Origin of the sequence: Streptomyces sp. SLBN-8D4 (assembly GCF_049739545.1) — a bacterium.
Classification (GTDB): domain Bacteria; phylum Actinomycetota; class Actinomycetes; order Streptomycetales; family Streptomycetaceae; genus Streptomyces; species Streptomyces canus_C.
Genome location: NZ_JBMGQC010000001.1, coordinates 1580508 through 1593591, shown reverse-complemented (window position 1 = coordinate 1593591; position 13084 = coordinate 1580508). Strand labels below are relative to the sequence as shown.

General features: G+C 70.7%; 10 protein-coding genes. 6 read left to right on the top strand and 4 right to left on the bottom strand.

Annotated elements, in window-relative coordinates; genetic code table 11:
• Window positions 1-37: 37 nt before the first annotated feature.
• On the bottom strand, window positions 38-1054 hold the full coding sequence (locus RKD20_RS07355; RefSeq protein WP_424876988.1) for a carbohydrate kinase family protein: 1017 nt from the start codon (window positions 1052-1054) through the stop codon (window positions 38-40).
• Between the two features lie 128 nt (window positions 1055-1182).
• Between RKD20_RS07355 and RKD20_RS07350 the strand changes: the two genes are divergently transcribed.
• The 4 genes from RKD20_RS07350 (at window position 1183) to RKD20_RS07335 (ending at window position 7897) form a co-directional block, all read left to right on the top strand.
• Window positions 1183-1947, top strand: a complete 765-nt coding sequence (locus RKD20_RS07350) for a DeoR/GlpR family DNA-binding transcription regulator (protein WP_424883163.1) — start codon at window positions 1183-1185, stop codon at window positions 1945-1947.
• A 235-nt stretch (window positions 1948-2182) separates the two neighbouring features.
• Window positions 2183-3520 (top strand): 6-phospho-beta-glucosidase, encoded by a 1338-nt coding sequence (locus tag RKD20_RS07345; RefSeq protein WP_424876987.1) that lies wholly within the window; start codon window positions 2183-2185, stop codon window positions 3518-3520.
• Window positions 3521-3595: 75 nt separating this feature from the next.
• Window positions 3596-6643 carry an alpha-mannosidase gene (locus tag RKD20_RS07340; protein WP_424876986.1) on the top strand — a complete coding sequence of 1016 codons (3048 nt, stop codon included), beginning with the start codon at window positions 3596-3598 and terminating at the stop codon, window positions 6641-6643.
• Window positions 6644-6646: 3 nt separating this feature from the next.
• Entirely contained in the window at window positions 6647-7897 is a 1251-nt protein-coding gene (locus RKD20_RS07335) for an alpha-L-fucosidase (RefSeq protein WP_424876985.1), read from the top strand.
• A gap of 48 nt (window positions 7898-7945) precedes the next feature.
• Here RKD20_RS07335 and RKD20_RS07330 read toward each other — a convergent pair whose 3' ends face one another.
• Both RKD20_RS07330 and RKD20_RS07325 read right to left on the bottom strand, forming a co-directional pair.
• Window positions 7946-9622 (bottom strand): carbohydrate binding domain-containing protein, encoded by a 1677-nt coding sequence (locus RKD20_RS07330; RefSeq protein WP_424876984.1) that lies wholly within the window; start codon window positions 9620-9622, stop codon window positions 7946-7948.
• Window positions 9623-9765: 143 nt separating this feature from the next.
• The gene (locus RKD20_RS07325) at window positions 9766-10899 is read right to left on the bottom strand and encodes an ATP-grasp domain-containing protein (RefSeq protein WP_424876983.1); all 1134 of its coding nucleotides are present in this window, start codon (window positions 10897-10899) and stop codon (window positions 9766-9768) included.
• A gap of 262 nt (window positions 10900-11161) precedes the next feature.
• Between RKD20_RS07325 and RKD20_RS07320 the strand changes: the two genes are divergently transcribed.
• Window positions 11162-12022 (top strand): metallophosphoesterase family protein, encoded by an 861-nt coding sequence (locus RKD20_RS07320; protein ID WP_424876982.1) that lies wholly within the window; start codon window positions 11162-11164, stop codon window positions 12020-12022.
• Window positions 12019-12699, top strand: a complete 681-nt coding sequence (locus RKD20_RS07315; RefSeq protein ID WP_424876981.1) for a 4'-phosphopantetheinyl transferase family protein — start codon at window positions 12019-12021, stop codon at window positions 12697-12699. Before RKD20_RS07320 ends, RKD20_RS07315 begins: the two co-directional genes overlap by 4 nt.
• A gap of 26 nt (window positions 12700-12725) precedes the next feature.
• On the opposite strand, the gene RKD20_RS07310 is transcribed toward RKD20_RS07315, so the two are convergent.
• Window positions 12726-12965: a hypothetical protein gene (locus tag RKD20_RS07310; RefSeq protein WP_424876980.1), complete on the bottom strand. Its 240-nt coding sequence runs from the start codon at window positions 12963-12965 to the stop codon at window positions 12726-12728.
• Window positions 12966-13084: the final 119 nt, after the last annotated feature.

Sequence of the window (13084 nt, the reverse complement as noted above, 5' to 3'; positions counted from 1 at the left end):
TGGAGAGGGGTGTCGGACTGTGGGGGCGATGTGAGGGTCAGTGCGGCCGGGGCGGGGTGACCGGGGCGTGGCGCACCGGTGGCCCGACGTCGGCCGGCAGGCGGTCGGCCAGGAAGCCGTACGCCTTGCGCAGGCCGGGGTCGGTCAGGGAGCGCCACCAGCGGTCGACGCCGTACCAGCCGGGGGCGGCGAGGGCGCCGCCGTGGTGCAGGACGGACAGTCCGGCCGCGAGGACGGCGAACCGCAGCCGTTCCTCCAGCGGCCAGCCGCCCAGCGAGGCGGCGACGAACGAAGCGCCGAAGACGTCACCGGCGCCCGTGGCGTCGAGCACGTCGACGGGCAGGGCCGGAACGTCCGCGTACTCTCCGGTGACCTGGTCCACGGCGATCGCGCCGTCCCCGCCCCGGGTGACGACGGCGACCGGGACCAGTTCGGAGAGCGTGCCGAGGGCCGCGACCGCGCTGTCGGTGCGGGTGTAGGCCATCGCCTCGCCCTCGTTGGGCAGGAAGGCGTGGCACAGGGCCAGCTGGTCGAGGAGGTCCTTCGACCATTCCTGGGTGGGGTCCCAGCCGACGTCGGCGTAGATGTGCGTGCCGTTCGCGGCGGCCTTGGAGAGCCAGGCGCGCGGCTCGGCCTCCAGGTGGACGAGGGCCGTGCGCGCCTCGGGCGGGTCGCCCATCAGCGTGTCCTGGGAGTACGGCGGTTCCTGGCCGTGGGTGACCAGGGCCCGGTCGTGACCGTGAGCGAGCGCGACGGTGACGGGGGTGTGCCAGCCGTTCGCGATCCGGGAGAGCGAGAGGTCGACGCCTTCCTGACCTGCGAGGATCTCCTGGCAGTAGGCGCCGTAGAAGTCGTCGCCGAAGACCGTGGCCAGGGAGGTCCGAAGGCCGAGGCGGGACGCGGCGACCGCCAGGTTGGCGATGCCGCCGGGGCCGCAGCCCATGCCGGCCGTCCAGATCTCCTCGCCGGGCGTCGGCGGCTTCCCGAGCCCGGTGAGGACGAGGTCGTAGAAGAGCAGCCCGGTCAGGAGCACGTCGGGCCTGTCGTCGTCCACGCGATGAGCCTCTCGTCAAAACTCGTCAATTTCGATGACGGGAATCGTGCGCTGCTCCGGGAGATTGGTCAATACCCGAGCAGAACTGAGCATGGATTTGATTGAAGATGACGAGTAGTGTTCACGCCGTGCTGGCAGAACGACGACACCAACTCATCCTGCGGGCCCTGCGCTCCGGTGGCCCCGCGTCCGTGACCGATCTCTCCGAGCAGCTGGGTGTGAGCCCTGCCACGATCAGGCGCGACCTGGTCAGACTGGAGGAGGACGGGCTGCTCACGCGTGTCCATGGCGGCGCCGTCGTGGAGGAGGGCGACCAGCCCTTCGCCGAGGTCGCCGAGGTGCGCGTGTCCGAGAAGGACGCCATAGCCGAGCGCGCCGCCGCCATGGTCGCCGACGGCCAGACGGTGCTGCTGGACATCGGTACCACCGCCTTCCGGCTGGCCCGGCAGCTGCACGGCCGCCGCCTCACCGTGATCACCAGCAACCTGGTGGTCTACGAGGAGCTCGCCGACGACGAGGGCATCGAACTGGTGCTGCTCGGCGGCATGCTCCGCCGGGAGTACCGCAGCCTGGTCGGCTTCCTCACCGAGGACAATCTGCGCCAGCTGCACGCCGACTGGCTCTTCCTCGGCACCAGTGGAGTGCGCCCGGGTGGGCAGGTGATGGACACGACGGTCGTCGAGGTGCCGGTGAAGCGAGCCATGATCAAGGCCGGCGACAAGGTCGTCCTGCTCGCCGACGCCGCCAAGTTCCCGGGGACGGGCATGGCGAAGGTCTGCGGTCCCGAGGAGCTGGACGTGGTGGTCACGAACGCCCCGGTGGACACGGCGACCCGGGCCTCTCTTGAGGAGGCCCGGGTCGAGGTCGTCGTGGCAGGAAAGGTGCAAGATTGAATCCTCTCCCTCTGATTCGAAGGAGATTCCTGGCTCACACTGCTCAATCGCTCAGCAAGCGATCGAGTCTGACGCGATCATCACCAGCCGGGTTGAAACCAGCCCGGGTTCTTGGAGCAAATGCAAGGGGACAGCGCGTGCTTGGTTCTCGCGACGCACTTCACGGAGCTTATCCGGTCATGCGAGTAGAGGTCTTCCGAACAGCCGGACTGCACTCCTGCGAGGGAGGTAGGCGGTGAAGCTGACGATTCTGGGCGGCGGCGGGTTCCGCGTGCCGCTCGTGTACGGCGCCCTCCTGGGCGACCGCGCCGAGGGCCGGGTCACCGAGGTCGTCCTGCACGACCTGGACGCCGTCAGGCTCTCTGCCGTGACCCGGGTGCTCGCCGAGCAGGCGGCGCAGGTCACCGACGCCCCTTCGGTGACCGCCACCACCGACCTCGACGAGGCCCTGCGCGGCGCCGACTTCGTCTTCTCGGCGATCCGCGTCGGCGGTCTGGAGGGCCGTGCCGAGGACGAGCGGGTGGCCCTCGCGGAGGGCGTCCTCGGCCAGGAGACGGTCGGCGCGGGCGGCATCGCCTACGGCCTGCGCACGGTCCCGGTGGCCGTGGACATCGCCCGGCGGGTGGCCCGGCTCGCCCCCGACGCCTGGGTCATCAACTTCACCAACCCGGCGGGCCTGGTCACCGAGGCCATGTCCCGCCACCTCGGCGACCGGGTCATCGGCATCTGCGACTCCCCGGTCGGCCTCGGGCGCCGTATCGCGCGCGTGCTCGGCGCCAACCCGAACGAGGCCTGGATCGACTACGTCGGCCTCAACCACCTCGGCTGGGTCCGCGGCCTGAAGATCGCCGGCCGGGACGAGCTCCCGCGGCTGCTCGCCGACCCCGACCTGCTCGGCTCCTTCGAGGAGGGCAAGCTCTTCGGCGTCGACTGGTTGCAGTCGCTGGGCGCGATCCCCAACGAGTACCTGCACTACTACTACTTCAACCGCGAGGCCGTCCGCGCCTACCAGCAGGCCGAGAAGACCCGCGGCGCCTTCCTCGCCGACCAGCAGGGACGGTTCTACGACGAGGTCGGCGCCCCCGGTGTGAAGGCGCTGGACGTCTGGGACCGCACGCGGGCCGAGCGCGAGGCCACCTACATGTCCGAGAACCGGGAGACGGCCGGCGCCGGGGAACGCGACGCCGACGACCTCTCCGGCGGCTACGAGAAGGTCGCCCTCGCCCTGATGCGGGCCATCGCGCGCGACGAGCGCACCACCCTGATCCTCAACGTCCGCAACCAGGGCACGCTCTCGGTGCTGGACAGCGACGCCGTCATCGAGGTGCCCTGCCTGGTCGACGCCAACGGCGCCCACCCCGTCTCGGTCGCCCCGCTGCCCGACCACGCCACCGGCCTGGTCTGCTCGGTCAAGGCGGTCGAGCGGGAGGTGCTGGCCGCCGCCGAGTCGGCCTCGCGCACGACCGCGGTCAAGGCCTTCGCGCTGCACCCGCTGGTCGACTCCGTCAATGTCGCCCGCAAGCTGGTCGAGGGCTACACCTCGGTCCATCCGGGGCTCGCGTACCTTAAGTAGCATCGTTTTTGGAAAGCGCTTTCCCCTGGCTTCCCGGCCTCACCAGCTCGCTCTCTCCCTCCCTGGAGACCCTTCATGCACGACGAACGCCGCCGCATCGAGGAGCGCGTCCAGCGCGCCCACGACCAGCGCATCAAGCCCGCGATCTACGCGGCCACCGTCCCCTTCGAGGTCGAGGCCTGGCAGGCGCCGGGTGAGCCGGTCTCCTTCGAGGAGGCCGCGGCCGCCCGCTACACGCCCTTCGCGATGGACACCCCGTGGGGCCCGCCCTGGGGGACCACCTGGTTCCGGATGCGCGGTCAGGTGCCCGCCGAGTGGGCCGGACGGCGCGTCGAGGCCGTCATCGACCTCGGCTTCGTCGGCGACTGGCCCGGCAACCAGGCCGAGGCCCTGGTCCACCTGGCCGACGGCCGCCCCCTGAAGGCCGTCAACCCGCTCAACCAGTACGTCCCCATCGCCAATCCGGCGAACGGCGGCGAGCAGATCGACTACCTGGTCGAGGCCGCCTCCAACCCGGACATCCTCAAGGACAACTTCTCCAGGATCACGCCGATGGGCGACAAGCTCACGGCCGGCTCCGCGCCCCTCTACACCTTCCAGCGCGCCGACCTCGCCGTCCTCGACGAGGAGGTCTTCCACCTCGACCTGGACCTCCAGGTGCTGCGCGAGCTCATGGTCCACCTCGCCGAGCACGAGCCCCGCCGCCACGAGATCCTGCACGCCCTGGACCGGGCCATGGACGCCCTCGACCTGGACGACGTCGCCGGCAGCGCGGCCGCCGTCCGCGAGGTCCTCGCGCCGGTGCTGGCCAGGCCCGCCCACGCGAGCGCCCACACGATCTCCGGCGTCGGGCACGCGCACATCGACTCCGCGTGGCTGTGGCCCATCCGCGAGACCAAGCGCAAGACGTCCCGCACCTTCTCCAATGTGACCGCGCTCGCCGACGAGTACGACGACTTCATCTTCGCCTGCTCCCAGGCACAGCAGTACGAGTGGGTGCGCGACAACTACCCGCACGTGTGGGCCCGCATCCAGGACTCCGTGAAGAAGGGCCAGTGGGCTCCGGTCGGCGGCATGTGGGTCGAGGCCGACGGCAACCTGCCCGGCGGCGAGGCCATCGCCCGCCAGCTCATCCACGGCAAGCGCTTCTTCATCGAGCACTTCGGCGTCGAGACCAAGGGCGTCTGGCTGCCCGACTCCTTCGGCTACACCGCCGCCTACCCGCAGCTCGCCAAGCTGGCGGGCAACGACTGGTTCCTCACCCAGAAGATCTCCTGGAACCAGACCAACAAGTTCCCCCACCACACCTTCTGGTGGGAGGGCATCGACGGCACCCGCATCTTCACGCACTTCCCGCCCGTCGACACCTACAACGCCCGCTTCAGCGGCGAGGAGATGGACCGCGCGGTCCGCAACTACAACGAGAAGGGCGGCGGCACCCGCTCGCTGGCCCCCTTCGGCTGGGGCGACGGCGGTGGCGGCCCCACCCGCGAGATCATGGAGCGCGCCCGGCGCCTCGCCGACCTGGAGGGCTCGCCCAAGGTCGTCGTGGAGCACCCCGACGAGTTCTTCGCCAAGGCCCGCGAGGAGTACCCGGACGCCCCCGTCTGGGTCGGCGAGCTCTACCTGGAGCTGCACCGCGCCACCTACACCTCCCAGGCCCGCACCAAGCAGGGCAACCGCCGCTCCGAGCACAAGCTGCGCGAGGCCGAGCTGTGGGCGACCACGGCCGCGCTGCACGCGCCGGGCTACTCCTACCCGTACGAGAGGCTCGACCGGCTGTGGAAGACGGTCCTGCTCCACCAGTTCCACGACATCCTGCCCGGCTCCTCGATCGCCTGGGTGCACCGCGAGGCCGAGGCCGAATACGCCCGCGTGGCCGAGGAGTTGGAGGCGCTGACCGCCGAGGCCGTGGCCGCGCTCGGGGCCGGCGGCACGCGGGTCTTCAACACCAGCCCGTTCGACCGGGCCGAGGTGGTCCGCACGTCCGAGGGCGCTCCGGCGTACGTCGAGGTGCCCGCGAACGGCAGCGCGCCGCTGGCGGACGCGGAGCCCGCACGGCCCGTGAAGGCCGAGGGCAGGGTCCTCGACAACGGCCTGGTGCGCGTGGAGGTGGCGGAGGACGGCACCCTGTCGTCCGTCTACGACCTGCGTGCTCGGCGCGAAGTCCTGGGCGACAAGGGCAACCTGCTCCGCCTGCACACCGACCTCCCGAACTACTGGGACGCCTGGGACATCGACAAGCACTACAACAACCGCTACACGGACCTTCTCGAGCCCACCTCGGTCGAGCTCGTCTCCGAGGACCCGCTGCTCGGCGCGATCCGTGTGACCCGGTCCTTCGGCAAGGGCTCGACGATCACCCAGACCATCACCCTGCGCGCCGACAGCCCCCGGATCGACTTCGAGACCGACATCGACTGGCACGAGGCCGAGAAGATCCTCAAGGCCGCCTTCCCGGTGGACGTGCGCGCCGCGCACTCCTCCGCGGAGATCCAGTTCGGCCACATCCAGCGGCCCACGCATACCAACACCAGCTGGGAGGCGGCCCGTTTCGAGGTCTCGGGCCACCGCTGGGTGCACGTCGGGGAGCCCGGCTACGGCGTCGCCGTGCTGAACGACTCCACCTACGGCCACGACGTCTCCCGCACGGTCCGCGAGGACGGCGGTACGACGACCACGGTCCGGCTCAGCCTGGTCCGCGCCCCGCGCATCCCGGACCCGGAGGCCGACCAGGGCAGGCACCGCTTCACGTACTCGCTGCTGCCCGGCGCGAGCATCCAGGACACCGTCGCCGAGGGCTACTCCCTCAACCTCCCGCTCCGGGTGGCGGACGCGGCAGGTGCCCCCGAGCCGGTCGTCTCGGTCGACGGCGAGGGTGTGACAGTCGAGGCGGTCAAGCTCGCCGACGACGGCTCCGGTGACGTGGTGGTCCGTCTCTACGAGTCGGGCGGCGGCCGCGCCCAGGGCGTCCTGCGCACCGGCTTCCCGCTGGCCGGCGCCCAGGTCACCGACCTGCTGGAGCGCCCCCTCGAGGACGAGAGGGCCGAGCTCGCCGACGGCGGGGTCGCGGTCTCGCTGCGCCCCTTCCAGGTGCTGACCCTCCGGCTGCGGAGGGGCTGACCCGTGCCGATGCAACCCTGGTTCACCGACGCCAAGTTGGGGATCTTCGTCCACTGGGGCATCTACGCGGTGGACGGCGTCCAGGAGTCCTGGTCGTTCTACGACGACATCGTCCCGCACGACCGCTACATGTCCCAGCTGGAGCGCTTCACCGGCGCCCGGTACGACCCGCGGGCCTGGGCGGATCTGTTCGCCCGGGCCGGCGCGAAGTACGCCGTCCTGACGAGCCGTCACCACGACGGTGTGGCCCTGTGGGACACGGAGTTCGGCGACCTCAACCTCGGCACGGACTACCTCGGCCCCTACGCCGAGGCCCTGCGGGAGAAGGACCTGAAGGTCGGCCTCTACTACTCGCACTCCGACTGGAACCACCCCGACTACGCCTCCACGCGCAAGCCGGGCCGCCCGCCGGAGCAGGAGGACAACCGCTACTCCGAGGTCGCCGCCGAGGACGAGGACCTGGAGGCCTGGGAGCGCTTCATCGCCTACCGGGACGGCCAGATCCGCGAACTCGCCTCCCGCTACCGGCCCGACCTGCTGTGGTTCGACGGCGAGTGGGAGCGCAGCGAGGAGCAGTGGCGCATCCCCGAACTGGCCGCGCTCGTACGGTCGTACGTGCCGGACGTCGTCTTCAACGCGCGCATGCTCGGTGAGGGCGACTACGCCACCCCCGAACAGGGTGCTCCCATCGAACCGCCTGACGGTCCCTGGGAGTTGTGCCTGACGATCAACGACTCGTGGGGGTACCAGCACCACGACCACAACCACAAGTCGCTCGCCCAGCTGATCCGCTACTTCACCGAGACCATCGGCGGGGGCGGAAATCTGCTGCTGGACGTCGGCCCGAGGGAGGACGGCACCATCCCCGAGCCTCAGGTCGAGCGCCTGGAGGGGCTGGGGGAGTGGATCCGCAAGCACTCCGAGGCCGTGTACGGGACCGTGCGCGGGCTGCCCGCCGGGCACCACTACGGCCCCAGCACCCTGTCGGCGGACGGCCGGACGCTCTACCTGGTGCTCTTCGACGCGCCGCGCGCCGAAGTGGGCCTGCGCGGCCTGGTGACCCCGGTTCGCAAGGTCACCGTCCTCGGTACCGGCACGGAACTCGGGCACCGGATGGTGGGCGGACTCCACGACGCCGTGGGCATCGTGTGGATCGCCCCGCCCGCCGCGGCGGACCTCGACCCGTACGCCACGGTCCTCAAGGTCGAACTGGACGGGGAGCTGGAGCTGTACCGGGGTTCGGGCCGGTCCTGACGGCGTGGCGGTGCCTGCCGGTTGAGGGACCGGCAGGCACCGCCACGCTCAGCCGGTGAAGCCGGCCGTGATCGAGGTGAACTGCCAGTTGCTCTGGCTGATGCCGGAGCAGTTGCTGACGACTCCGCCGCCCGGGCACGGCCGGTCGCGGTTGACCGACCAGAAGGCGAGCCTGGCGAGGTGGCGCGAGTTCGCGTAGTCGCGGATCTGGGTCCAGATCGCCGGGGTCGTGTTCTCCTGCTGGTCGGAGAGCCCGTTCATGCCGGAGATGCCGATGTGGGAGTAGGCAGTGGCGTCGTCCCAGCCGAACGTCGACTTCAGCTTGGCCTTCAGGCCCTCCGTGGCGTTCACGGTGCTGCCGTACATGTCGGAGCCGCCGCCGAAGTCGAACGGCATGATGGTGAAGACGTCGATGTTCGCGCCCAGCGACTGGGCCTGCTCGATGAGCCGGTTGCCGTAGTAGGTCGGGCCGGTGGTCGAGGTGCCGAAGGTGACGATGGTCCTCAGGCCGGGGTTGTTGGCCTTGACCGTCTTCAGCGCGGTCAGGATCCTCGCCTGCACGGCCTCGTTCTCGAACTCGTCGGTGTTCTCGATGTCCATGTCGATCGCCTTGAGCGAGTAGGCGTCGATCACCTTCTGGAGGGCGGCCGCGAGCGCGCTCGCCGAGGAGCAGTTGGCGCCGAGCTTGCTGCCCTGCCAGCCGCCGAACGACGGCACGACGTCACCGCCGGCGGCCCGGATCTGGTTGATGGCGGTCTGGTCGACACCGCCGGTCAGCGGCCGGCTGCCGTCCCAGGAGGGATTGCAGCCGCCGGAGTCCAGCACGAACGCCATCGTGAACCATTTGACGCCGGTCGCGCTCATCACCGTGCTCGGGCTCGGCGGATCACCCCAGCCTTCGTACAGATACGGCGCGGCCTGCTTGAAGCCGGTGGGGTTCCCGCTGCCCGCGTCGGTCGTCACGCTCACGGAGTTGGAGGCCCCGGAGGTGTTCCCGGCCGCGTCGCGTGCCCTGACGGTGAAGGTGTACGCCGTGCCGGCCGAGAGCCCGCTGACGGTGGCGGACGTACCGGAGGCGGTGAGGACCTTGTTGGAGCCGCTGTAGACGTCGTACCCCGTGACACCCGTGTTGTCCGTCGAGGCGTTCCACTTCAGCGACACGCTCGACGACGTCTTGCCCGTGGAGGCCAGCCCGGTCGGCGCGCTCGGCGCCTGGGTGTCCGAGCCCCCGCCTCCGGGCCCGTCGAGGCTGATGTCGTCGGCGTAGTAGGTGCCTTGGGCGTACCAGCCGTGGACATAGATCGTGGCGCTGGTCTGCGAGGCGCCGGTGGTGAAGGAGACGGACAGCTGGCTGTACGCCGACGGCGAGGTCGTCCAGGTGGAGGCCCCGCCGTTCACGCCGAGGTAGACGTAGGAGCCGCGCACCCAGCCGCTGAGGCTGTAGGTGGTGTTCGGCTGCACGGAGACGGTCTGGCTGCACTGCGCGTTGTCGCTCGAACTCACCGCCCCGGCAAGGGCTTTGGAGCCGCCGTGGACGGGCGAGGAGACGACCGAACCGAGGTTGCCGGTGCAGGTCCAGGGGGAGAGGCTTCCGGATTCGAAGCCGGGGTTGGTGAGGACGTTGGCCGCCTGAGCCGTGCCGGGGAGGGCGACGGCTCCGGCCAGCGCGAGAACGGCGGAGCCGAGGAGAGCGACAAGTCTGGGACGTCTGAGTGGGTTGCGCACGCGATCTCCCTGAAGAAATGGGGGTGTTCGGGAGTGCAGAGAGGTAGTGCAGGGGGTGCGCAACCAAGTTGGTATGGACCAATCGGCCTGTCAAGACGAGCGGCAGAATTGGTCCATACCGGTGGGGGGTGAGGTGAGGCAACCTAAAGCGGCAGTACCTGACCGGCTGCCTGGACGACAACCGCCTCGGCGGCCGCGGGCGACGGCACGGCGGGCAACGGTTCCGGCACCTCGGCCCGCTGAGCCGGAATCGACACCGGCCGCAACTGCCTCGGTCCCGACACCACCGTGTAGTCCTGTCCCAGGAACGGCGGCTCGATCACCCCGGTGTCCTCACCCAGCGCCAACTGCACGGCGGCCCACGGCACGTTGACCCCGCACAGCGACACCTGGTGCAGGCCGCCCGCCGGACGCGTGTTCACGTCCATCAGCACAGGACGGTCGCCCAGCATCCGGAACTGGATGTTGGACAGGTAGTGCAGCCCGAACCCCTCCGCGATCAGCCGCGCCGGCTCCAGCCACTGCTCGTGCTGCGTGAACCCGCGACGCCGACCGTTCTTGGTGCGGCCGATCGCGAGCCGCACCCGGTTGTCGGGTCCGGTGAGCGTGTCCACCGAGACCTCCGGCTGCTCCAGGCGCGGCATGACCAGCCAGTCCACCTGCTCGTCGGCCTGGGCGAGGGCCTCGACGACCGTGTCGAGCGAGACGTAGGGGCTGGGGAACCCATTGAGCTGCGCGAGGGAGAAGGGGGCGCGGGTGATGATCCGGAAGCCCACCCCGCCCGCGCCGGACGCGGGCTTGAAGCAGGCCTTGTGTCCGTCGGCCTCCAGCTCCTCGACGGCCGCGACCAGCTCGTCCGCGGTCCGCACCCGCCACCACGGCGGCACCGGGACACCGACCGCCTGGACCGCCTCGTAGGCGATCACCTTGTCGTGGAAGACGGCGACGGCCTCCGGCGGCGGCGCGAGCAGCGCCGTGCCGAGCGCGGCGAAGTCGGCGCGGTGGGCGACGATCGCCGCCTGGTGCAGCCGGGGCACGAACACGTCGATGCCGCGCTTCTGGCACTGGTCGAGGGCGAACTCGACGTAGGCGGCCGGGGACAGCCCCTCCGGCTCCAGCTCGGCGGTGTCGGCGGCGGCCAGCACGGGCGAGTCGGCGTCGCCGTGCGTCGCATGGATCTCGACGGCTCTGTCGCTGGGATTTCGCCGCAGCTGATCCATGAAGAACACGTTCTCCGCGTACGTGCGGTTGAGCCAGACGCGTACGCGAGAATGCATTCAGGCCGCCTTTCGGGTTTTCGGGCAGGGCGAAGCGGGCCCGTGCCCGGGCAGGGTGATTGGAGGGACACCAAACCGCCCCTTGGAAGGGAAGTTCACTGCGGTGGTGTTGGGGCGATCATACGGCTTTCAATGGGCCACGCGTGCAACGCCCGTGTTACGGAATTCCCGATCATGGAACTCCGTCGCCCCGGTCCACTCTTGTACCGGGCAATTTAATGTGATCTCGTGGTCCCACTGGGCTGCTCGGAGGGGGCGAGAGGTGACGTCTACGGCCGGTGGCACGGCACAGCTTCTGGCCGTCAGCGACCTGCACATCGGATATCCCGAGAACCGCTCCCTCGTCGAGCGGATGCGCCCGGGCACCGACGAGGACTGGCTCCTGGTGGCCGGTGACGTCGCCGAGACCGTCGCCGACGTCCGCTGGGCCCTGGAGACCCTCGCCGGCCGCTTCCGCAAGGTCGTCTGGGCCCCCGGCAACCACGAACTGTGGACCCACCCGAAGGACACCGTCAGCCTGCGCGGGGTCGCCCGCTACGAGCACCTCGTCGAGATGTGCCGGCAGCTCGGCGTCCTCACCCCCGAGGACCCCTACCCGGTCTGGGACGGCCCCGGCGGGCCCGTCGCCGTCGCCCCGCTGTTCCTGCTGTACGACTACTCCTTCCTGCCCGCCGGCTGCACCACCAAGGAGCAGGGCCTGGAGTACGCGCACGGCACCGGCATCGTCTGCAACGACGAGTTCCTGTTGCACCCCGACCCCTACCCGTCCCGCGAGGCCTGGTGCCGGGCCCGGGTCGCCGAGACCGAGCGCAGACTCGCCGCCCTCCCCGACGACCTGCCCACCGTCCTGGTCAACCACTACCCGCTGGACCGGCACCCCACGGACGTCCTGTGGTACCCCGAGTTCGCCATGTGGTGCGGCACCGCGCTGACCGCCGACTGGCACCGCAGGTTCCGCGTCGAGACCATGGTCTACGGCCATCTGCACATCCCGCGGACCACCTTTCACGAGGGCGTCCGCTTCGAGGAGGTGTCGGTGGGCTATCCGCGGGAGTGGCGCAAGCGGACGGAGCCGCCCGGCCGGCTGCGCCGGATCGTGCCCAGGGAGGTCGGCGCGCTGTGATCGAGGAACTCCTGCCGGACTCGGTGGTGGCCGTCGAGGTCCACGGCCACGGCGAGCCGGGGAACACCGCGCTGTACCCCGAGGAGGCCGCGCTCGTCGCGCACGCCGTCCCCAAACGCCGCCGTGAGTTCGCCGTCGTGCGGACCTGCGCCCGCCGGGCCATGGAGAAGCTCGGTGTGCCGCCGCAGCCGGTCCTCCCAGGGGAACGCGGCGCCCCGCAGTGGCCCGCCGGGCTCACGGGCAGCATGACCCACTGCGACGGCTACTGCGCCGCCGCCCTGGTCCGCTCCGCCGACCTGGCCTCCCTCGGGATCGACGCCGAACCTCACGGGCCGCTCCCGGAGGGCGTGCTGGGGAGCGTCTCGCTGCCGGGGGAGCGGGTCAGGCTGCGGGAACTCGCCGGGGCGTACCCCGCCGTCCACTGGGACCGGCTGCTGTTCAGCGCCAAGGAGTCCGTCTACAAGGCGTGGTTCCCGCTCACCCGGACGTGGCTGGACTTCACCGAGGCCGACATCGACATCCTCGTCGCCCCCGGACCGCCCGTCAGCGGCACGCTGCGCGCCGAACTCCTCGTCCCCGGCCCGCTGGTGGGCGGCGAGCGGCGCGGCGTCCTCCAGGGCCGCTGGACGGTCCGGGACGGCCTGGTGGTGACCTCGGTGACCGTGCCGCACGCCTGAGCGCACGGCACGCCCCTTCGTCCCCGCTAGAACTCCGGCGGGCACCAGTTCTTCAGCAGCCTGAAGAACGCCTCCTCGTTGCCCGCGAGGCCCGCGTCCGCCAGGGCCTGTTCGGCCTCGGCGAGGACCGCCGGCGGGACGACCGGTGGCCGGGCGGTGTCGGGCGGGCCGGACGCGGTGTCGAAGGCGGCTCGGACCGTGTGCAGCAGCCGAAGATACGCCTGGACGGCGGTGCGCTCACGGTCGGTCAGTACGGCGGTGGGCATCGGCGGCTCTCCCCAAGTCGTTGTCGGTCATACGGGCGTGCGTCTCCAGCTTGCCGCCCACCACTGACAATCCAGCTTCCGCGCCGGTTCGTTCGCCCGCTTAGCGGAGGCGAAACCTC